Genomic DNA, 18512 nt, shown 5'->3' on the forward strand with positions numbered 1-18512 from the left:
GGCGGGAACGGCGAGCGCGAGCCTCGACGATCTGTTCTCATCGGGGTCGGGCGCATGGAGCTTCATGCCGCGCATCACCCTGCCGCTTCCAATCTTCGGCGGCAGCGCGCTGAGAGCCAACCTCGATCGCGCGGACGTGCAGAAACGGATCGAAATCGCCAACTATGAGAAGGCGATCCAATCCGCCTTCCGCGACGTGGCTGACGGGCTCGCCGGCAAAGGAACCTTGGACGCCCAAATCCGATCGGAAACGCAGCGGGTCGATGCCAGCCGCAATGCCTACAGGCTCGCGGAACAGCGGCTCAACTCAGGCGAGGATGACAACCTCGCCCTGCTCGACGCGCAGCGCACGCTTTACGGGTCACAGCAAGCCTTGGTCCGCTCCAAGCTGGTGCGGCTCAGTAATCTCATCAATCTCTACAAGGCGCTGGGTGGCGGCTGGACGGAGTTCACGACACCGCCTGATGATCCGTTAGCCCGGTGATTGAGCTGCGCCAGCTCCGCTACCTGATTGCGGCGGCCGAGGCCGGTAGCTTCAGTCGCGCGGCGCGCAGCATAAATATCAAGCAAGCAACGCTCAGCCGACACGTCCTCGAAATCGAGAAGCGGCTAGGCATGGCGCTGTTCGACCGCAAGACCCGCGGTGCCACTCTGACTCCGAATGGCAGAACCTATCTGCGAACGGCACAGCGCATCGTGAAGGAGTTCGAGGAACTGAACAACTGGGTCCGCGCCACGAACAACGGCCACGTCGGCAAGCTGGCCGTAGGCTTCTATACGTCCTTCTCCGCCGGCAACTTGCGGGCAACGCTCAGCGAGTTCGGCGAACGCCACCCCGAGGTCAAAGTATCCGGCTTTGAACGCGATCGGGATATGCTGTTGGCCGGGATCGAGAATGGCCTGCTCGATATCGCGATCATGATTGGGGAGGCCTCCTATCGGGGTCTGATGAGCCGTTCTTTCTGGAGTGAGCGCATATTTGTAGCAATGCCGGCAGGCCATCCACTCACCCAATGCGAACGCATCCATTGGCCCGACCTGACCGGCGAACACTTTTTGCTGACCGAACGAGATCCCGGCCCAGAGACCCGAAACATCCTCATGGGCAAACTTGGGGTCCCCGGTTGCATGCCAGAGATCGACATGCAGGATATCGGACGCGAGACAATGTTGAGCGCCATTGCGCTCGGTGGGCGTCTCTCGATTGTCGCCGAATCCGCCTTGGGTATCCAAGTGCCAGGCGTAACGTTCAGCGAAATCCACGACAGTCATGGACATATGCGGATCGGCTTCTCGGGCTATTGGCGTGAAGACAATGACAACCCCGTCTTGCTGCGCTTCCTTGATCTCGTGGCCGGTCGCTATTCGCTGCCGCCCATTCTGATGCCGCAGCCATCACATCACCAACCGGAAAAGAAATAGCCATGACACGAAGCAAGACACTCTTCATCGTGCTGGTCGCGCTGGTCATCGGATTCGGCGTGGGCTTCGTGCTGCGCCCGGTGATCATGCCCGTCGAGCGTGCGCCGGCCCTCGCGAGTCCGGCCCCCGCCGCACCGGAGCCGGCCGAACCGCGCGGGACGCAGTATTTCGCGGCGCATCTCGATGAAGCACGGGAGATCGTGGGGCAATGCGCGGAAGGCTCGGTGCGGGGCAGCGAGTGCGCCAATGCCGAGCAGGCCGTGATCGAGGCGGAAGGCCGCGACCGCTTCAAGAAGTTCATGGGCAACTGACGGCAGGCGGCGCGCTCTCACTTCCCCTGCGCGCGGTGCCGGCGAAAGGCCCGGTCGGTTTCCATGAACCGGGCGAGCATCGGCGCGACCAGCTTGTCGGGCGGGACCGGCGCTCCCCCGGTCTCGGCTGCGAGCGCGGCGGCATAGGCGACGAGATCGCGATGCACGGCGGCGGGCAGCTCCACGGAGAGCTTGACCGGCCGATCGTCGGCCAGCGGCCCCAACTTCAATTTCGTCATCGTGTCGCTCCGATCGGTTCAAGCACCAGGTCGCGCGTGATGACCACGCGCAACGGATGCCCCGGCCGGATGGTGAGCGTCGGCTGCACATTGAGCTGCCGACGCACGATCTGCTGGCCGGTCTGGTTGATGGTGTCCTGCGAGCCGCGACGCAGTGCGCGAGTAAGTTCGTCCTCGCTATCCGCGCCCAATTCGGCGCCGACGCCGAGCAGTGTCGAAACGGCGGCGGCTTTCAGCAGATTGCCCCAATGCTGGTTTACGCGATCCTGTAGGCCAGCATATCCGGCCGCATCAGCGCCGGGCTGGCGCTCGAGAACGATCGAGCGGCCGTCCGGCAATATCAGCCGATCCCATGCCAGCAGCACGCGCGCCTGCCCGGCGGCGATCTCGCTGTCATATTCGCCGATCAGCCGCGTGCCCTGCGGGATGAGCAGGATGCGGCCCGTAGGGCTGTCATAGACGTTTGCCGTTACCTGGGCGGTGATCTGGCCGGGAAGGTCCGAACGGATGCCGGTGATGAGCGCGGCAGGGATGATGCTGCCGGCCTGCACGATGTTGGGCGAGGCCGGCGCCACGAGGCGTTCGACGCTGACCGTCCGCTGATTAGACGCCTGCGCCAAGAAGGCTCGCTTGGCGGCCTGGTCGCCCTGCGCCGTCTCGGCAGGTTGCGGTGAGGCAGGAGCACCAGGCGCTGCCATTGCGAAGTTCGGCAGGGACGGCATCGCAGCGGCCCCGGCGCTGCTGCCGCCGAGGAACACGCCGCTCATGCGCGCGGCGTCGCGTTCCTGCTGGGCGCGCTGGCGGGCGGCTTCCTCGGCCTGGGCGCGCGGATCGGGCCGGGCACCGACCGGCGGGACCGGGACATTCTCCCCGCGCTGCTGGGCGGAGACGATTGGGCCGCCGAGATCGCCGGGAAGCGGCGGGCCGAGTTTCGGCGCCTGGCTGTAGTCGCGCGGCCCGGAGGTGATGGTCTCGGACGTGGCGCGGCTGTCGGTGCTGTAGAGTTCCTTGGCCTCCTTCTCGCCCGGCGGCTTGAGCGCGTAGATCAGCGAGCCGCCGATGCCGAGGCCGGCGGCAACGCCCATGAGGGCCAGCGCCTTGCGCGAAAGCCGCATGACGCGGGGCGGGTCGCCCCGAAGCTGGAAGGCTTGAGGGTCGGCGCGCGGCGCTTGCGGTGCGGCCCCTTCGGGCGGGGTATTGCCGGCGGGATCGGTCACGGCCGCCCCCTGCGCCCGTCGTCACGCACGATGCGGACGCGCTGCTCGCTGCGCCGGTCGCTCAGGCGCAGCTCGGCGGCGGCGAACAGCCGGTCCACCACCATGTAGCGGCCCTGCACCCGGTAATTGACCAGCTCGGCATCGCCGGCCGCGCCGGTCACGAACAGCGGCGGCATCTCGCCCTGCGAGATCCCGGCCGGAAACTCGATGAACACCTGGGCGGAATCGTCGAAGGCGCGGACGGGCTTCCACGGCACGCGGTCGCCCTCGATCCGGTAGCGGAAATTGAGGGCGGCGAGGTCGATGCCGGCGGCGACGGGGGCCGAGACGGCAGCGGCGGCATTGGCGCTGCGTAGCGCGATGAGCTGGTCCTGCGGGTAGGTCCAGGAGACGGAGGCCATATAGGTCGAAGCTGTCGCGCGCAGTTCGATGTGATAGGTGCGCCGGTCGGTGTTGATGACCAGATTCGTGCCGATGTCGGGGCGGGTGGGCTTCACGAGAATATGCACGCGCGCGGTCTGCCCGCTGCCGCTCACCGTGTCGCCGATGATCCACCTGACCGTATCGCCGGCCGCGACCGGCCCCGGCCCCACGAGCTGCTCGCCTTCCTGAAGCGCGATGTCCGTCACCTGGCCGGGCGCGGCATAGACCTGATAGAGCGCGCCGTCCGTCCAGGGATATTGCTGGATGGCGTTGAGGAAGCCGTCACGCACCGGCTGCACGCGGGCGGCGGCGTTGGCGGCACCGACACGCCTGCGCGGATCGGCGGGCTCGGAAGTCGCCGCCCCGGCCGCGATCGGCTTCAATTGGCCGGGAAGCGGCAGCGGTTCGGGGATCGTCACCACCTCGACAGCGCGCGGCGGTTCCGCAGCCGGCGTGGCCGCGATCTCGCGCGGCGGATCGTCATAGGCGATGGCCGGCGGCTTTGCGGACGTGGTGGCGCAGCCGGCGAGCGCGGTTGCGGAAAGCAGCATTGCCGCGCGGGCGGCATGGCGGGCAAATGGCCAGGTCATTGCGACAGCTCCTTGCTCCAGTTGAGGGCGTTGACGAAGATGCCGAGCGGGTTCTTGCGCAGCGCGTCGGGCGTGCGTGGCGGTTGCACAACGATGGTGAGGATCGCCGACCAGCGTTCGGTGGCGGCGAGGCTGCCGTCCTGATAGCGCCGCTCGGTCCAGGCCACGCGGAAGCTGTCGGGCGAGGCGCGAATGACGCTCGATACGTCCACCGCGACCTGCACCCGGCCGACATTGGCGAACGGGTCGTTGGCACGGGCGTAGTCGTTGAGCGCCACCGCTCCCCGATCGGTGGTGAAGTCGTAGGCGCGCAGCCAGTTCTGACGGACGATGACCGAATCGGCCGGGATCGCCCTGACCTGCTCAATGAAGCGGGCGAGATGGAATGCGATCTGCGGGTCGGTCGGGCGATAGCCGGCCTCGGCCGGCGCGACCGCCTGCGCTTCGCCGAGCCGATCGACTTGTACCACCCACGGCACGATATGCCCACGCGCCGATTGCCAGACGAGTCCGGCGGCGAGCCCGCCCGAGAGCGCCAGCGCGCCGAAGAAGGCGAGGCGCCAGTTCTTCGCCTGCACGCGTGCGGAGCCGATGCGGTCGTCCCACATCTGGGCGGCGCGCTGATAGGGTGTGGTGGGTTCGGGGGTCTGGCCGTAGCGGATGGTGGGGCGTCGGAACATCGGAGGATCAGTCCTTCTCTTTGATGTCGGGACCGGCTCCGCCGCCGTGGCTGTCGCCGGCCTTCATGGTGTGGGCGATGACGGTCGCGCCGTGGCTGACGGCCTGGCGGCGTTTCATCGCGGCCGCCCATTCAGGCTGGGCCGACGAGCCCGCCGATGCGGAACCGCCAGCGGTTGCGGCGGCCGGGGTGGCGGATGCGGGTCCGCCGGTGATCGTGCCGCCGGTGGCGGTGAACCCGGCGCGGGCGCCCGAGCGGAAGTTGGACTTCATCGCCTCGCCGCCCTTGGCGGCCGCCTTGCGCAGCGGCGAAAGGACGGCGCTCGCCGCGCTTCCCGCCGCCGCCTGGCCGACCGCGGCCACGCCGCCCGCGACAGCGCCCGCGCCGCTCTTGCCCAGCGAGCCGAGGCTGTAGGCGCTGGTCGCACCGCCCGCCATCTGAGCGCCGCCACGCGCGGCGGCGCCGGTCATCCGACCAGCCGCGCCGAGGGCGGAACCGGCGGCGCCCACGCCAAGCCGTGCGGCGGCCGCGCCACCGACCAGCGCGCCGCCTGCGGCCAGCGCGGTGCCGGCCGCTGCACCCGCGCCGAGCTGCGGGCCGCCCGAGACGATGCCGTTGGCGATGCCGGGACCGAAGATCGACAGGCCCAGCAGCGACAGCGCGGCGAGCGCGATGGCCATGACCTGATTGATGTCGGGCGCGGGGCCGAGGGCCGCGCCGGTGAACTGGCTGAACAGCGTGGTGCCGATGCCGGTGATGACGGCGAGCACCAGCACCTTGATGCCGGTCGAGACGACATGGCCCAGCACCTTCTCGGCCATGAAGGCGGTCTTGTTGAAGAAGGCGAAGGGCAGCAGGACGAAGCCGGCGAGCGTCACCAGCTTGAACTCGATCAGCGTGATGAAGACCTGCACCGCGATGATGAAGAAGGCGAGCACCACGATCACCCAGGCGAGCAGCAGCACGAGGATCAGCGCGAGGTTCGAGAACACGGCCCAAAGGCTGGAGAACTGCCCCGCCGCATCGAGCAGCGGCTTGGCGGCTTCGAGCCCCTTCGCCGCGATCGTGCCGGGCTTCATGAACTCGTCGATTGTCATCGCCCCGCCGCTGGCCTGGAGGCCGAGCCCGGCGAAGCTCTCGAACACGATGGTCGCGAGCAGCGCGAAGTTGCCGATGATGAAAGCGAAAGTGCCGATGTAGAGCGTCTTTTTGACGAGGCGCTGAAGCACGTCCTCGTCCGCGCCCCACGCCCAGAACAGGCCGGCGAGCGTCACGTCGATGGCGATCAGCGTGGTTGAGAGGAACGCGACCTCGCCGCCGAGCAGGCCGAACCCTGAGTCGATGTAGCCTGTGAAAACATTGAGGAAATTGTCGATAACGCCGGTGTCATTCATGGCGCGGCGCCTTCATCCGGCGCCGTGTCGCTGCCGCGCTCGATAGCGGGCGCGGGCTCGTCCTGGCGGAAGAAGCGGCGGCGGTTGGCGGCCCAGGCCGCCTCGCAGCCGCTGTCCGGCATGGTGAGCGAGGCGCAGCGATCCAGCTCGCGGGCGAGCCTGGCCTGGCCTTCGTCCGCCGGCAGGACAAGCGGCGGCGCGGGCGCAGGATCATCGGGCTGGACGGCGGCGACGATCGCCACCGTCATCATCAGCCCGGCCAGCGCCGCCACCCCCGCGATCTTCGCCGTGCGCGACATCGGGCGTCTCAGTTGCCCATGAAGCGGCGGAACCGCTCGCGCCCCTCGGCCTCCTCGGCCGCCTGGCGGGCGGATTGCAGCGCGTGCGCCCGGCCCTGCGCTGCGACCGCGGCGGTGAGGTCGGCGAGCTGCTGCGATTGCAGCGCGAGGAGCTGGTTGCCCGCCTGCGTCGCCTGAAGCGCGCCGGTCGCGGATTGGCTGGCCGAAACCAGGCTGTCCATCGTGGTGCGGGCGCCTTCGATGTTGCCGACGACGCCGGCCTGAACCTGCAAGGCGTCCTGAAAGGCGCCGACGCTATCCTCCCAGCGGGCATTGGCGTTGGCGACCATCTGCGGGTGATCGCCGGTCAGCGCCGCGCCCTTGTAGCGGCCGTTGAACGCCTGCTGGATGTCCTGCACGTCGTAGGCGATGCGCTGCGCCTGGCGGAGCAGTTGCTGCGTCTGCTGAATCTGCTGCTGAAGCGTGCTCACCGTCGAAAGTGGCAAGCTGGCGAGGTTGCGCGCCTCGTTGATGAGGCTCGTCGCCTGCTGCTGGATTTGCTGGATCTGATTGTTGATCTGCTGGAGCGACCGCGCGGCCGTCAGCACGTTCTGCGCGTAGTTGGTCGGGTCATAGACGATGCCGCCGAACTGCGCGTAGGCCGGCATGGGCGCGATCATCGGCACGACGGCCGCGCTGGCGAGGACGCCGGCCAGGATGGCGCGGCGCAGGGGGAATCCGGTCATAGAGGTAGCTCCTGCTGAGGTTGGCGTTGGGGATCGGGGGGAAGAAGCTCGACAGCCCAGGCGCAGCCGCGATGGCGCAGCCATTCGGCCGCGAACCCGGCCTGGCCGTGGGTCTCGATGATGTCGGCGATGGCGAGCTGGTCGGTCTTCGACGACGCGGCGGCGAAGGTCAGCGCGACCTCACCCAGCCCCAGCTCGAACAGGCGATTGCCGCGCCTGCTTTGACAGTAATAATCTCGCTTGGGCGTCGCCCGGCTGAGGATTTCGATCTGGCGGGAATTGAGTCCGAACCGCTCGTAGATGGCCGCGATCTGCGGCTCGGCGGCGCGCTCGTTCGGCAGAAAGATGCGCGTCGGGCAGGATTCGATGATGGCCGGCGCGATGTCGCTGGTCTCGATGTCGGCGAGGCTTTGCGTGGCGAACACGACGCTCGCGTTCTTCTTACGCAGCGTCTTCAGCCACTCGCGGAGCTGCGCGGCGAAGTCCGGGCTGTCGAGGACAAGCCAGCCCTCGTCGATGATGATGAGCGTCGGCGAACCGTCCAGCCGCCCTTCGATCCGGTGGAACAGATAGGACAGCACCGCCGCGGCCGAGCCAGCGCCGACCAGGCCCTCGGTCTCGAAGGCTTGCATGTCGGCCTCGCCCAGCCGCTCGGCCTCGGCGTCGAGCAGCCGGCCCCACGGCCCGCCGATGCAATAGGGCGCGAGCGCCTGCTTGAGCTGCTGGCTCTGCAACAGGACCGCGAGCCCTGTCAGCGTCCGTTCTGCCGGCGGCGCGCTGGCGAGCGAGCCCAGCGCCGACCAGATATGCTCCTTGGCCTGGGGATCGACCGCGACGCCTTCGCTGGTGAGGATCGCCGCCAGCCATTCGGCCGCCCAAGCGCGTTCGGCCGGATCGTCGATATGGGCGAGCGGCTGCAACTGGACGCCGCCGTCGCTGTCGTCGGACAGCCCGCCGCCGAGATCCTGCCAATCCCCGCCACAGGCGATGGCGGCCGCACGGATCGAACCGCCGAAGTCGAACGCGAAGACCTGGGCGTTCTCGTAGCGGCGGAACTGCATCGCCATCAGCGCGAGCAGCACCGACTTGCCCGCGCCGGTCGGGCCGACGATCAACGTGTGCCCGACATCGCCGCCGTCGGGGTGAAGGGAAAACCGGAACGGGGTCGAGCCTTCGGTCCTGCCATAGAGCAAGGGGGGTTGTCCGAAGTGCTCGTCCCGTTCCGGCCCCGCCCATACTGCTGATAGGGGGATCAGGTGGGCGAGATTGATGGTGGAGATCGGCGGTTGCCGGACGTTGGCGTAGGTGTGGCCGGGAAGTGAGCCGAGCCACGCTTCGATGGCGTTCATCCCCTCGGGGATCACGGTGAAGTCGCGGCCCTGGATGACCTTCTCGACCAGCCGCAGCTTCTCGGCGGCGATGGCGGGATCACGGTCCCACACCGTCACCGTGGCGGTGACGTAGGCCATGCCGGCATAGTCGGCGCCGAGTTCTTGGAGCGCCGTATCGGCGTCGGCCGCCTTGTTCGAGGCGTCGCTGTCGAGCAGCGTGGACGCCTCGTTGGTCATGACTTCCTTGAGGATCGCCGCGACCGATTTGCGCTTTGCGAACCATTGTCGCCTGATCCTGGTCAGCAGCTTGGTCGCGTCGGTCTTGTCGAGCATCAGCGCGCGGGTGGACCAGCGATACTCGAAGGCGAGCCGGTTCAGCTCGTCGAGCAGGCCGGGGAACGTGACGCTCGGGAATCCCACGACCGTCAGCGTGCGGAGATGATGATCGCCCAGGCGCGGTTCGAGCCCGCCGGTGAGCGGTTCGTCGGCGAGCAGCGCGTCCAAGTGCATCGGGGTTTCCGGCACGCGGACGCGCTGGCGCCGGGTCGAGATCGTGCTGTGCAGGTAGGTCAGCGTCTCGGCGTCATCGAGCCAGCGGACCTCGGGCACGAAGCCCTCGACCAGATTGAGAACCCGGTCGCTGCGATCGGCGAAGCCCTTGAGCAGCTCCCACGGATCGACGCCGGTGGTCGAGCGGCCCTCGTAGAGCCAGCCCTCGGCGCGCGCGGCTTCCTCGGCCGGCGGCATCCACAGCAGCGTGAGATAATAGGCGCTCTCGAAGTGGGCGCCTTCCTCGCGGAACTGTTCGCGCCGCTCCATATCGACCAGCGCGGAGACCGGATCGGGGAACGCCGATTCCGGGTAGTCGAGCGCGGGCGTGCGCTGCGCCTCGACGAAGATCGCCCAGCCCGAGCCGAGACGCCGCAGCGCATTGTTGAGCCGCGCCGTGGTGGCGACCAGCTCGGCCGGCGTGGCGCTGTCGAGATCGGGGCCACGGAAACGGGCCGTGCGCTGAAAGCTGCCGTCCTTGTTGAGAATGATACCCTCACCGACCAGCGCGGCCCAGGGCAGGAAGTCGGCCAGGCGGGCGGCGCGACTCCGATATTCGCGCAGGCTCATCATGGCCGCATCCACGCCGGATAGCGGAGGTGCCGCCGGGCCACGTCCACGAACTGCGGGTCGCGGCGCGCGGCCCAAACCGAGAGCGCATGGCCGATGGCCCAAATCGCCAGCCCGGCGATCCAGAGGCGAAGGCCGAGGCCGATCGCGCCCGCCAGCGTGCCGTTGACGATGGCGAGCGAGCGCGGGGCGCCGCCGAGCAGGATCGGTTCGGTCAGCGCCCGATGGACCGGCGCGAAATAGCCGGCGATCGGCTCGACGGGATCGGCCGCGCCCGTCATGCGATCAGCACCCCGCCGCCGAACGAGAAGAACGACAAAAAGAAGCTCGACGCGGCGAAGGCGATCGACAGGCCGAAGACGATCTGGATCAGCCGGCGAAAGCCGCCCGACGTATCGCCGAACGCCAGGGTCAGGCCGGTGATAATGATGATTATGACCGCGATGATCTTCGCCACCGGCCCCTCGATGCTTTCGAGGATGGATTGCAGCGGCGCTTCCCACGGCATCGACGATCCGCCCGCGTAGGCGGGCGCCGAGATGGCGAGCGCGATGATGCTGGCGGTGGCGGCGAGCATGGCGCGGCGTGCGCCATGCCGAAGGGCATGAATCATGGTGCGTCTCCGAGGTTGGGGGGTGCGAGGGGGGTCAGGCGGTAATCGCCGGTCGCGGCGTCGATCCCCTCGACGCGAGCCAGCTCGGCGAGGCGGCGACCGTGCCCGTCGCGGACCAGCACGGCGATCAGATCGATGGTCTCGGCCAGCAGCGCGCGCGGGACCGTGACGACGGCTTCCTGGATGAGCTGCTCCATGCGGCGCAGCGCCCCGAGCGCGGTCCCCGCATGGATGGTGCCGATGCCGCCGGGATGGCCGGTGCCCCAGGCTTTGAGGAGGTCGAGCGCCTCGGCGCCGCGCACTTCGCCGATCGGAATGCGGTCGGGCCGCAGGCGCAGGCTGGACCGCACGAGATCGGACAGCGAGACGACGCCATCCTTCGTCCGCATGGCGACGAGGTTGGGCGCGGCGCATTGCAGCTCGCGCGTGTCTTCGATCAGGACGATCCGGTCGGTGGTCTTCGCCACCTCGGCCAGGAGCGCATTGACCAGCGTGGTCTTGCCGCTGCCGGTCCCGCCCGCGACGAGGATGTTGGCGCGGGTCTCGACGCCATCGCGCAGCGCCGCCGCCTCGGCCGCCGACATGATCCCGGCCGCCGCATAGTCGTCGAGCGTGAAGACGGCGACGGCGGGCTTGCGGATCGCGAAGGCCGGCGCGGCGACGACGGGCGGCAGCAGCCCCTCGAACCGCTCGCCGCCTTCCGGCAGCTCGGCCGAGACGCGCGGGGATTTCGCGTGAACCTCGACGCCGACATGGTGCGCGACCAGGCGGACGATGCGCTCGCCGTCCGCGGCGGCCAGCATCATGCCGGTGTCGCTGATGCCTTCGCCGAGCCGATCGACCCACAGCCGGCCGTCCGGGTTCAGCATCACCTCGATCACGGCGGCATCGTCGAGCCAGGCCGCGATCGACGGACCCAGCGCCGTGCGCAGCATCCGCGCGCCGCGTGACTTCGCTTCGGAACGGATCGGGTGGACGGTCAAGAAAAAGCCCCTGGTGAGGGCCGGGCGAACCGCCGCCCGGCGTCAGGGGCACATCAAGAGAGACAGAAAAGACCGCGCTTCAACAAGTAAATGCGGTCGTCGTAGTCTAGCGTAGAGAGACAAGAACTGGCGTAGTCAGCTCATTCTTCTTGGGACGGAAAGTCCTCGCCGATTTCTTGTCTGACCTTCGGACCTTTCGCGAGTCGGCGGCCCAGCGCATCCATGAAGGCGTCGTAGCGGTCGCCGCCCTGACGGCGCATCGCAGCCCGCTCGCTCTCGGGCGGCGGCGGGGTGTTCGACAGCCAGAAGCGCACGAACAGCGCGATCATCTCGACGCTGATCCCCGTGTCACGCTCCAGCCGGGTTATGCGCCGGTCCAGTTTGTCGAGCCGCTTGGCGATGGCGGCCTCGCGCTGCTCATCGGCGTCGGGCGACAGGAAAGATGCGATCGCCGCCTCGGCGATCAGCGAGCGCGACTTGTCCCTCCGATCGGCATAGGCGGCGAGCGCGCGCATCAGCTCGGGGTCGAGATAGACCGACAGCGGCGTCTTGGTGCTCATAGCTCGATGCCGTCGTCGGGATCGAGCGACGCCTGCCGGGCCACGCGCTGCATCTGGCGGCGCACCGTCGCCTGCCGCGCCGCGTCGCTATCGGGGTCGGGCTCGTCCAGCTCGAACTCATTGGCAGGCGCGGGCCTGGGCGTGGGCGCAATGTCGATATGGCGCTCCAGTGCCGGCTCGCGGCGCAGGTCGGCGTTCGCGGCGTCCTGCTCAGCATCTGCCTTCTTGGCGGCCTTTTTCTTCTTCGGCTTCTTGGGAGATTCATGCTCGATCGGCTCGGGCATCGGCGGCGCCTCGATCGGCGGCAGGCCGCTCCAGTCGTCGGGCCGCGGCGGGCCGCCTCCGACATTCATATCGGGCGGCGACATCACCCGCTGCGTGAACCGCCGGTCCTTGAAGTAGCGGGCCTTCTTCGCGCGGATCGGCGGGATGCCCGCGACCATAACGATCTCGTCGTCGGGCGGGAGCTGCATGATTTCGCCAGGGGTGAGGAGCTGGCGGGCGGTCTCGGAACGCGAGACCATCAAATGCCCGAGCCAGGGGCTCAACCTGTGCCCGGCGTAATTCTTCATCGCCCGCATCTCGGTCGCGGTGCCGAGCGCGTCCGAGATGCGCTTGGCGGTGCGCTCGTCGTTGGTCGCGAACGACACGCGCACATGGCAGTTGTCGAGGATCGCGTTGTTCGGTCCGTAAGCCTTCTCGATCTGATTGAGGCTCTGGGCGATGAGGAAGCTCTGGATGCCGTAGCCGGCCATGAACGCCAGCGCGCTCTCGAAGAAGTCGAGCCGCCCCAGCGCGGGAAACTCGTCGAGCATCAGGAGCAGCCGGTGGCGCGACTGCCGCGCCTTCAAGTCCTCGGTCAGCCGGCGGCCAATCTGGTTGAGGATGAGGCGAATGAGCGGCTTGGTGCGCGAGATGTCGGACGGTGGCACGACGAGGTAGAGCGTCACCGGCAGCTCGCCCTCGACCAGATCCTTTATGCGCCACTCGCAGGTGCGCGTGACCTGCGCGACGACGGGATCGCGATAGAGGCCGAGGAACGACATGGCGGTCGAGAGCACGCCCGATCGCTCGTTGGCCGATTTGTTGAGCAGCTCGCGCGCGGCCGAGGCGACGACGGGATGGACGCCCGCCTCGCCCAAATGCGGCGTCGTCATCATCGCCCATAGCGTGCTTTCGATCGGCCGGCGGGGATCGGACAGGAAGGCGGCGACACCCGCCAGCGTCTTGTCGGCCTCGGCGTAGAGGACATGGAGGATCGTGCCGACCAGCAAGGCATGGGAGGTCTTCTCCCAATGGTTGCGCTTCTCCAGCGAACCTTCCGGGTCCACCAGCACATCGGCGACGTTCTGCACGTCGCGCACTTCCCAGGCGCCCTTGCGGATTTCGAGTAGGGGGTTGTAGGCGGCCGACGCGCCATTGGTCGGATCGAACAGCAGCACCCGCGCGTGCCGGGCGCGAAAGCCGGCGGTGAGCTGCCAGTTCTCGCCTTTGATGTCATGCACGATCGCCGAGCCCGGCCAGGTGAGCAGCGTCGGCACGACCAGGCCGACGCCCTTGCCGCTCCGGGTCGGCGCGAAGCACAGCACATGCTCGGGGCCGTCGTGGCGCAGATAGTCGCGCCCGAGCCGGCCGAGCATGACGCCGCTGTCGCCCAGCAGCCCGGCGGCGCCGATCTCGCTGCGGGTGGCCCAGCGCGCCGAGCCATAGGTCTCGGCGTTCTTCAGCTCTCGCGCGCGCCACACCGACATGCCGATGGCGACGACGATCGCTGCGAACCCGCCCGATACGGCGATGAACGCGCCGGTCTCGAATATCTCCGGCGCGTAGGCGTCGAAGGAGAACCACCACCAGAAGAAGGCCGGCGGCGGATAGATCGGCCAGTCGCCGAGCATGAACCACGGCGCCCCAAGCTCGGGCTGATAGGCGAGCGCCGCGGCGGTCCATTGCGTCGCAGCCCACACGGCTGCGAGCACGATCAGGAAGACCGCGAAGACCTGACCCCAGAGGATTTTGGTTGCCGACATGGCATCGAAGTCGATGCGTGCCGTGCAGCAAATCAAGTCACTGTTATTATGGGGGAAAGTCTAGCGTAGAAAGACAGGGAGTAGCGTAGTTTGGCCTGTTATATTCTCAGGGCGATCGACGTTATTGGTCGGATATTCCCTCGATAGCCGGACCATCGCCCGAATCTCTGTGATCCGCCCTACAGACCCAGCCCCCGGCCGCGTCCGAACGACCAATCCACCCCGCCGCCCGCGCGCATGACGCCGGAGATGTGGTTGCCGATCTGGCGGTCGAGCGACGGAGACCAGGGCACGAGCTGGAAGCTCAACCCGTTGTCGATCATGGTGAAGCGCCCCGAGGCGAGCGTGACGCGCTGGCGCACCGTGCCCGCGACATACTCCCCGGCCTTGGACGGCGCGTGCGGCAGGCCGATCTCGGCCGACAAGTCCTTGGCGGTCGCGTCCAGCTCGCGGCGGCGGAGCGTGTCGAGCAGATTGCGCGCGAAGATGATCCGCTGGCCGTGCCGGCGCGCGAGCCCCTCGTCGGCGAGATGCTCGGCGCGCGCCTCCATCGCGGCGCGCACCTCGGTCCCGAAGCCGCCGCCGAGGTCATGGCCATCGCCCGACAGGTTGCGCCGGTCGAGCCAGGTCGCCCCCGGCGCCCGGACCTGCGCCTCAAGGTCCATGTCGGAGCGCACGGCGAGCGCCACCCGCTGCCGGCCCTTCCGGTCCTCGAAGCGGCGCAACTCGACGATCGCGCCGGGCCGGCAATCGCCGGTCGCCTCGATGTCGGGAAGCTGGACATGGTGGGTGCGACCGTCGATCCCGTCCACGATCGCATAAGCTTTGCCGGTCAGCTCGTCGTGCAGGCCGCGATCTACCAGCCTGCCCACAACGGGCTGGGTGGGATTGGCGTCGAGGACATAGCTGCCGGCGCCCCGGTCGATGCCGCGGTCGCTCATCGCCTTGTGCATCCGCTTGATGATGTCGTCGCGCTCGCCCAACTCGCGCAGCGCCGCCTGGGCGTCGCCGGCAATCGTCCACTGTCCGGGCGCGATCTCGCTGGCGAGGCCGAGCCGCTCCAGCTTGCGCAGCCGGCCCATTCGCAGCACATGGTCGCCGTCCGGCCGGACGCCAGGCTCCGGCGCCATGTCGATCATCCCATCGCGCTGCATGGTCCGCGACAGGTCGCGGTCGATCTCGGTCCAGCGCTCGGCTTCGACCTGCCGCTCCAGCGATTGCCGGATTTCGAGGTCGGTGCGCGGGCCGAGTTCCTGGGTGACGATCTCGCGCGCCTGCGCCCGCATCCCTTCGCGGATATAGTCGCGCGAGATGACGAGGTTCTGCCCGTCCTCGCCGACGCCGCGCACGATGATATGGACGTGCGGGTTGTCAGTGTTCCAATGCTCGACGGCCTGCCAGTCCAGGGGGGTGCCGAGATCCTTTTCCATGCGCGTCATCAGCTCGCGGGTGAAGCCCTTGAGGTCGCGCATCTGCTCGGCATCCTCGGGCGAGACGATAAACCGGAAATGATGCCGGTCGTCCTCGCAGCGCGCGGCGAACTCATTGCGGTCGAGACCGTCTGCCTCGGCGCCGAACAGCACACCCTTCTCGCCGTCGCGGGTCACGCCATCGCGTTGCAGGTAATTGAGGTGTGCCGCGAGGGAGGCCCGGCCGCCATGCCGGACCACGCGCGCCTTGACGATGACCTGGTGCGATCGGTGGCCGAGCCGGTGGGTCGCGCGGACGCTCGCCACCCGGCCCCGGCCGAAGGTCGAGCGGCCCGGCGCGACGATCTGGCCCCGCCGCGAGACATGCCCGCCGGCCCGCTGGGCGGCGGCGAGCGCCTGCACGATGATCGGGAGCGCTCGCTGGCTGCCGCGCGAGCGGATACGGCCAGGCCGGATACGGAAATCGTCGTCGCGGCTCATGGCGCGACAGGCCGCAATGTGCGGAAAACCCTTACGGCTGCTGGCGTTCGCCCAGCGCCGCACAGTGCGGGCAATCCGCACACATTGCGCAGCAATGCCCGAAAGCCTTGAGAATCAAGGCCACGACCGAGGCGCAAGGGCTCCGCACATTGCTGCCCTTTATCTTGCCCTCCAGCCTTCCCCTTCAAAAACAGAGCCTTGCACCCGTCCGGCGCTGCGAGAGGCTGCGAGGGAACACGCCATAGAGCGCAAGAGCTGCTCATGGCGGAGAACGCCCGGAAAGGGGGACGAACAGGCCGTTGGATGGCGCGGGCGCGTCGGCCAGCACAAGCTCGGCGTGGTCGGCGGACGGTCGCTCCGGCTGCGCATCGGATCCCGTCCGGTCGGCAGCCGGTTGCGCGGTCGAAAGCGCCCCCGGTCGCACCGCGAACAGCGCGGCACGACGCCATGCGAAGGGATCGGATGGCGGCGCGGCGGCAAGCTGACTGTCGCCCGAACTGCCGATGATCGCCGCCAGCTTTGCGAGATAGGCGAGCGTTTCGGTGGGCAGCGGGCGACCGCGCGACAGATATTCGTCGTAGCGGCCCGGCCCGGCATTGTAGGCCGCCAGCATCGCCGTCGCATTGCCATAGCGGTCGTGCATCGCCCGCAGATAGGCCGCGCCCGCCATGATGTTGTCGCGCACGTCATAGGGATCATTCCCCAGCCCGTGGCGTGCGCGGAGGCCCGCCCAGGTGCCGGGCATGATCTGCATCAGGCCCATCGCTCCGGCCGACGATATCGCGCGGGAGTCGCCGTTGCTCTCGACGCGCATGACAGCCCATATCCAGCGCTCGGGGATGCCGAAGTGCTGGGCTGCGTCGGCGACATGGACAGCATAGGGATGGCGCGCGGCCGATCGTTCGGCGGGCGCATACTGCGCCAGCGCGGCGACAGGCGCAGCGCCCGGCAAGAGCAGCAGCAGGACCGCGAGCATGGCGGGCGACCCGCCCCCGCTCCGCCGCCAGCCTGCCAGCGTGCTCGCTCCGGCAAAGGGTGCGCGCGATGCGCCGGCCGGGGGCCGCCCTTGACCTTCGCTGCGCGCGCCGGCCGGCCTGTGACCGAGCGGGACGGAGGGATGAGACGGCCTTTCCGCGAACAAAGGGATGATCGGGGACAGCACCGATCAACTCCGATCATCGCGCGGCTTGGGTCGCTTCCACGACAACCGGAACGTCCGGCCATCATCATCGGCGCGGAACAGCACCGGCCGGAACGGCGATCCAAATAGCGGGCTGTCGATCTCAAGCGCGATGTAGTCACCGGCGCGTTCGCCGACCCGTTTCCACGCGCCGCCGACTTCGGGGCCGTCCTCGTCGTCGAGGTGGACGCGGTAATCGGGCGCATTTTCGGCGTCGCTCGGATCGAGCGCGACAAGCACGATCGCTTCGTTGATGCCGAACAGCCGAACGCGGCCGGCATAGCCGTCGGCGGTGGATTCAAAGATGTTGGTTTGCATGGCCGATCTCCTTGGCTTTGGGGGTTGAAGGGGTTGGGGAGGGCGCGCGCAGCCAGAGCGACGTGGCGCGTCCGATGACGGCGGAGGCCGGCAGCGGGCCGAAGTAGCGACCGTCCAGACTGTCGGGATGGGCGGGATTGAGCAGCAGCAGCTCGCCCGGTTGCAGCGTGCGGCAACCTCGCCAGACCGGCAGCGGGCGGCCCCGCCCGTCACGCGCGCGGGCGCTGGCGACGAACTGGCCATCGACGCTCACCACAGCACCAATGCGGCACACGCGCTGTCCGGTCTTCGCGGCGACATGCTTCAGGAGCGGCACGCCCTCGGGCAAATAACCGCGCGCCGAAAGCCAGCGGGAAAGTCGCTCGGGCGGCGCGACAGCGACCAGATCGCCCAGTTTTGGATCGCGATCGGGATGGATGCGATAGAGCCCGATCGGCGCGCTGGCGCTGGCGTTCCAGATGACGCGCGGGAGCGGATCGGCGACGGCGATGGCGACGAAGGCCGTGGCGAAGGCGGACGCAGTGATAGCCGTCGCGATGGCATAGCGACGGCGCGTCATTCTTCGATCTCCCGGCGCTTGAGCCAGGCGTGATGGCGCTCGATCGTGTAGAGGCGCGGCTGCTGGCCGGCGGCGATGCGGTTGTGGACGTGCCGCCAATGGTCGGCAGCCGCATCGCAGGGATCGACGCCGGCCGCTTCCACCGCGTCGATCGCGGCGAGCACTTGGGCGACCTTCGGCCAGCTCTCGATATGGAGCAGGATGTCGCCGCCCGGTCGCACGAACGGCAAGGTCGTATAGGCTTCTCCCGTGCCGACCGCGCGCACCACGTCGATGCGCGAGCTGATCGTGCCGAAGTCGTTGGCGGCCCACCGAACGAAAGCAAAGATCGCGCCCGGGCGGAAACCCGCGACGCGCGTTCGGCGGGTCAGAATGCGATCCTCGGCGATCCGGCCGAACCGTATCCAGTGCTCCAGCTTCTTTTCGATCCAGGTCAATTCGACATGGGTGAGCCGGTCGCGGGCGGACGCAATGGGCGCACCGCCAGCGCGAGGGCCGCTGGGCCGATCGGGCATCACGATTGCTCTCCGGAGACGGTGCGGCTTTCAGGAGCGCGCGCGACCGAGCGCACGGCGCTGTCCACAGCCGCGCGCGGCGTTAGCAAGAATCCGAA

21 protein-coding genes are annotated in these 18512 nt (G+C 68.5%); 3 read left to right on the top strand and 18 right to left on the bottom strand.

What is annotated here, in order from left to right:
• The 3 genes from AX709_RS11805 to AX709_RS11815 all read left to right on the top strand — a co-directional run.
• Positions 1-484, top strand: a 484-nt coding sequence (locus tag AX709_RS11805; RefSeq protein ID WP_197418982.1) for a TolC family protein, incomplete at its 5' end; no start/stop codon positions are given.
• Entirely contained in the window at positions 481-1422 is a 942-nt protein-coding gene (locus AX709_RS11810) for a LysR family transcriptional regulator (protein WP_017502073.1), read from the top strand. The genes AX709_RS11805 and AX709_RS11810, both read left to right, overlap by 4 nt.
• Positions 1423-1424: 2 nt before the next feature.
• Positions 1425-1733 (top strand): hypothetical protein, encoded by a 309-nt coding sequence (locus AX709_RS11815; protein WP_017502074.1) that lies wholly within the window; start codon positions 1425-1427, stop codon positions 1731-1733.
• Between the two features lie 17 nt (positions 1734-1750).
• Here AX709_RS11815 and AX709_RS11820 read toward each other — a convergent pair whose 3' ends face one another.
• From AX709_RS11820 to AX709_RS11905, 18 genes are all read right to left on the bottom strand, one after another.
• Complete coding sequence (locus AX709_RS11820; protein ID WP_017502075.1) at positions 1751-1972, bottom strand: DUF2274 domain-containing protein; 222 nt, start codon at positions 1970-1972, stop codon at positions 1751-1753.
• Entirely contained in the window at positions 1969-3189 is a 1221-nt protein-coding gene (locus AX709_RS11825) for a TrbI/VirB10 family protein (RefSeq protein ID WP_066549513.1), read from the bottom strand. Before AX709_RS11825 ends, AX709_RS11820 begins: the two co-directional genes overlap by 4 nt.
• Positions 3186-4202, bottom strand: coding sequence for a P-type conjugative transfer protein TrbG (gene trbG / locus AX709_RS11830; RefSeq protein WP_066549514.1), 1017 nt, complete (start codon positions 4200-4202; stop codon positions 3186-3188). The genes AX709_RS11825 and trbG overlap by 4 nt, the downstream gene beginning before the upstream one ends.
• Positions 4199-4882, bottom strand: coding sequence for a conjugal transfer protein TrbF (trbF, locus tag AX709_RS11835; protein WP_066549517.1), 684 nt, complete (start codon positions 4880-4882; stop codon positions 4199-4201). Before trbF ends, trbG begins: the two co-directional genes overlap by 4 nt.
• A gap of 7 nt (positions 4883-4889) precedes the next feature.
• Positions 4890-6275 (bottom strand): P-type conjugative transfer protein TrbL, encoded by a 1386-nt coding sequence (trbL, locus tag AX709_RS11840; RefSeq protein WP_066549519.1) that lies wholly within the window; start codon positions 6273-6275, stop codon positions 4890-4892.
• Entirely contained in the window at positions 6272-6574 is a 303-nt protein-coding gene (gene trbK-alt / locus AX709_RS11845) for a putative entry exclusion protein TrbK-alt (RefSeq protein ID WP_066549521.1), read from the bottom strand. Before trbK-alt ends, trbL begins: the two co-directional genes overlap by 4 nt.
• An 8-nt stretch (positions 6575-6582) precedes the next feature.
• Positions 6583-7299: a P-type conjugative transfer protein TrbJ gene (trbJ, locus tag AX709_RS11850; protein ID WP_066549523.1), complete on the bottom strand. Its 717-nt coding sequence runs from the start codon at positions 7297-7299 to the stop codon at positions 6583-6585.
• Entirely contained in the window at positions 7296-9752 is a 2457-nt protein-coding gene (gene trbE, locus AX709_RS11855; RefSeq protein WP_066549568.1) for a conjugal transfer protein TrbE, read from the bottom strand. The genes trbJ and trbE overlap by 4 nt, the downstream gene beginning before the upstream one ends.
• On the bottom strand, positions 9749-10030 hold the full coding sequence (locus AX709_RS11860; RefSeq protein ID WP_012049878.1) for a VirB3 family type IV secretion system protein: 282 nt from the start codon (positions 10028-10030) through the stop codon (positions 9749-9751). The genes trbE and AX709_RS11860 overlap by 4 nt, the downstream gene beginning before the upstream one ends.
• Positions 10027-10362 carry a TrbC/VirB2 family protein gene (locus tag AX709_RS11865; protein ID WP_066549526.1) on the bottom strand — a complete coding sequence of 112 codons (336 nt, stop codon included), beginning with the start codon at positions 10360-10362 and terminating at the stop codon, positions 10027-10029. The genes AX709_RS11860 and AX709_RS11865 overlap by 4 nt, the downstream gene beginning before the upstream one ends.
• A complete protein-coding gene (trbB, locus tag AX709_RS11870; protein WP_066549528.1) occupies positions 10359-11345 on the bottom strand; it encodes a P-type conjugative transfer ATPase TrbB in 987 nt (328 codons plus the stop codon). Before trbB ends, AX709_RS11865 begins: the two co-directional genes overlap by 4 nt.
• Positions 11346-11485: 140 nt before the next feature.
• Complete coding sequence (locus tag AX709_RS11875) at positions 11486-11905, bottom strand: CopG family ribbon-helix-helix protein (RefSeq protein ID WP_066549530.1); 420 nt, start codon at positions 11903-11905, stop codon at positions 11486-11488.
• Positions 11902-13932 carry a conjugal transfer protein TraG gene (locus AX709_RS11880; RefSeq protein WP_066549570.1) on the bottom strand — a complete coding sequence of 677 codons (2031 nt, stop codon included), beginning with the start codon at positions 13930-13932 and terminating at the stop codon, positions 11902-11904. Before AX709_RS11880 ends, AX709_RS11875 begins: the two co-directional genes overlap by 4 nt.
• A 179-nt stretch (positions 13933-14111) precedes the next feature.
• The gene (locus AX709_RS11885) at positions 14112-15842 is read right to left on the bottom strand and encodes a relaxase/mobilization nuclease domain-containing protein (protein WP_066549534.1); all 1731 of its coding nucleotides are present in this window, start codon (positions 15840-15842) and stop codon (positions 14112-14114) included.
• Positions 15843-16101: 259 nt separating this feature from the next.
• Positions 16102-16818 (bottom strand): lytic transglycosylase domain-containing protein, encoded by a 717-nt coding sequence (locus AX709_RS11890; RefSeq protein ID WP_231727511.1) that lies wholly within the window; start codon positions 16816-16818, stop codon positions 16102-16104.
• A 189-nt stretch (positions 16819-17007) separates the two neighbouring features.
• A complete protein-coding gene (locus tag AX709_RS11895) occupies positions 17008-17340 on the bottom strand; it encodes a DUF736 domain-containing protein (RefSeq protein WP_066549539.1) in 333 nt (110 codons plus the stop codon).
• On the bottom strand, positions 17321-17899 hold the full coding sequence (locus tag AX709_RS11900) for a S26 family signal peptidase (RefSeq protein ID WP_066549541.1): 579 nt from the start codon (positions 17897-17899) through the stop codon (positions 17321-17323). The genes AX709_RS11895 and AX709_RS11900 overlap by 20 nt, the downstream gene beginning before the upstream one ends.
• Positions 17896-18417, bottom strand: a complete 522-nt coding sequence (locus AX709_RS11905; protein ID WP_066549544.1) for a DUF2840 domain-containing protein — start codon at positions 18415-18417, stop codon at positions 17896-17898. Before AX709_RS11905 ends, AX709_RS11900 begins: the two co-directional genes overlap by 4 nt.
• Positions 18418-18512: the final 95 nt, after the last annotated feature.

Source organism: Sphingomonas sp. CCH15-F11 (assembly GCF_001557005.1).
GTDB lineage: Bacteria > Pseudomonadota > Alphaproteobacteria > Sphingomonadales > Sphingomonadaceae > Sphingomonas.

What these genes read in the sequence shown, in the direction of transcription:
- AX709_RS11815 (WP_017502074.1), top strand. Translation starts at nt 1,425, where the DNA reads ATGACACGAAGCAAGACACTCTTCATCGTGCTGGTCGCGCTGGTCATC.
- AX709_RS11820 (WP_017502075.1), bottom strand. Translation starts at nt 1,972, where the DNA reads ATGACGAAATTGAAGTTGGGGCCGCTGGCCGACGATCGGCCGGTCAAG.
- trbG (WP_066549514.1), bottom strand. Translation starts at nt 4,202, where the DNA reads ATGACCTGGCCATTTGCCCGCCATGCCGCCCGCGCGGCAATGCTGCTT.
- trbF (WP_066549517.1), bottom strand. Translation starts at nt 4,882, where the DNA reads ATGTTCCGACGCCCCACCATCCGCTACGGCCAGACCCCCGAACCCACC.
- trbL (WP_066549519.1), bottom strand. Translation starts at nt 6,275, where the DNA reads ATGAATGACACCGGCGTTATCGACAATTTCCTCAATGTTTTCACAGGC.
- trbK-alt (WP_066549521.1), bottom strand. Translation starts at nt 6,574, where the DNA reads ATGTCGCGCACGGCGAAGATCGCGGGGGTGGCGGCGCTGGCCGGGCTG.
- trbJ (WP_066549523.1), bottom strand. Translation starts at nt 7,299, where the DNA reads ATGACCGGATTCCCCCTGCGCCGCGCCATCCTGGCCGGCGTCCTCGCC.
- trbE (WP_066549568.1), bottom strand. Translation starts at nt 9,752, where the DNA reads ATGATGAGCCTGCGCGAATATCGGAGTCGCGCCGCCCGCCTGGCCGAC.
- AX709_RS11860 (WP_012049878.1), bottom strand. Translation starts at nt 10,030, where the DNA reads ATGACGGGCGCGGCCGATCCCGTCGAGCCGATCGCCGGCTATTTCGCG.
- AX709_RS11865 (WP_066549526.1), bottom strand. Translation starts at nt 10,362, where the DNA reads ATGATTCATGCCCTTCGGCATGGCGCACGCCGCGCCATGCTCGCCGCC.
- AX709_RS11875 (WP_066549530.1), bottom strand. Translation starts at nt 11,905, where the DNA reads ATGAGCACCAAGACGCCGCTGTCGGTCTATCTCGACCCCGAGCTGATG.
- AX709_RS11880 (WP_066549570.1), bottom strand. Translation starts at nt 13,932, where the DNA reads ATGTCGGCAACCAAAATCCTCTGGGGTCAGGTCTTCGCGGTCTTCCTG.
- AX709_RS11885 (WP_066549534.1), bottom strand. Translation starts at nt 15,842, where the DNA reads ATGAGCCGCGACGACGATTTCCGTATCCGGCCTGGCCGTATCCGCTCG.
- AX709_RS11890 (WP_231727511.1), bottom strand. Translation starts at nt 16,818, where the DNA reads ATGCTCGCGGTCCTGCTGCTGCTCTTGCCGGGCGCTGCGCCTGTCGCC.
- AX709_RS11895 (WP_066549539.1), bottom strand. Translation starts at nt 17,340, where the DNA reads ATGCAAACCAACATCTTTGAATCCACCGCCGACGGCTATGCCGGCCGC.
- AX709_RS11900 (WP_066549541.1), bottom strand. Translation starts at nt 17,899, where the DNA reads ATGACGCGCCGTCGCTATGCCATCGCGACGGCTATCACTGCGTCCGCC.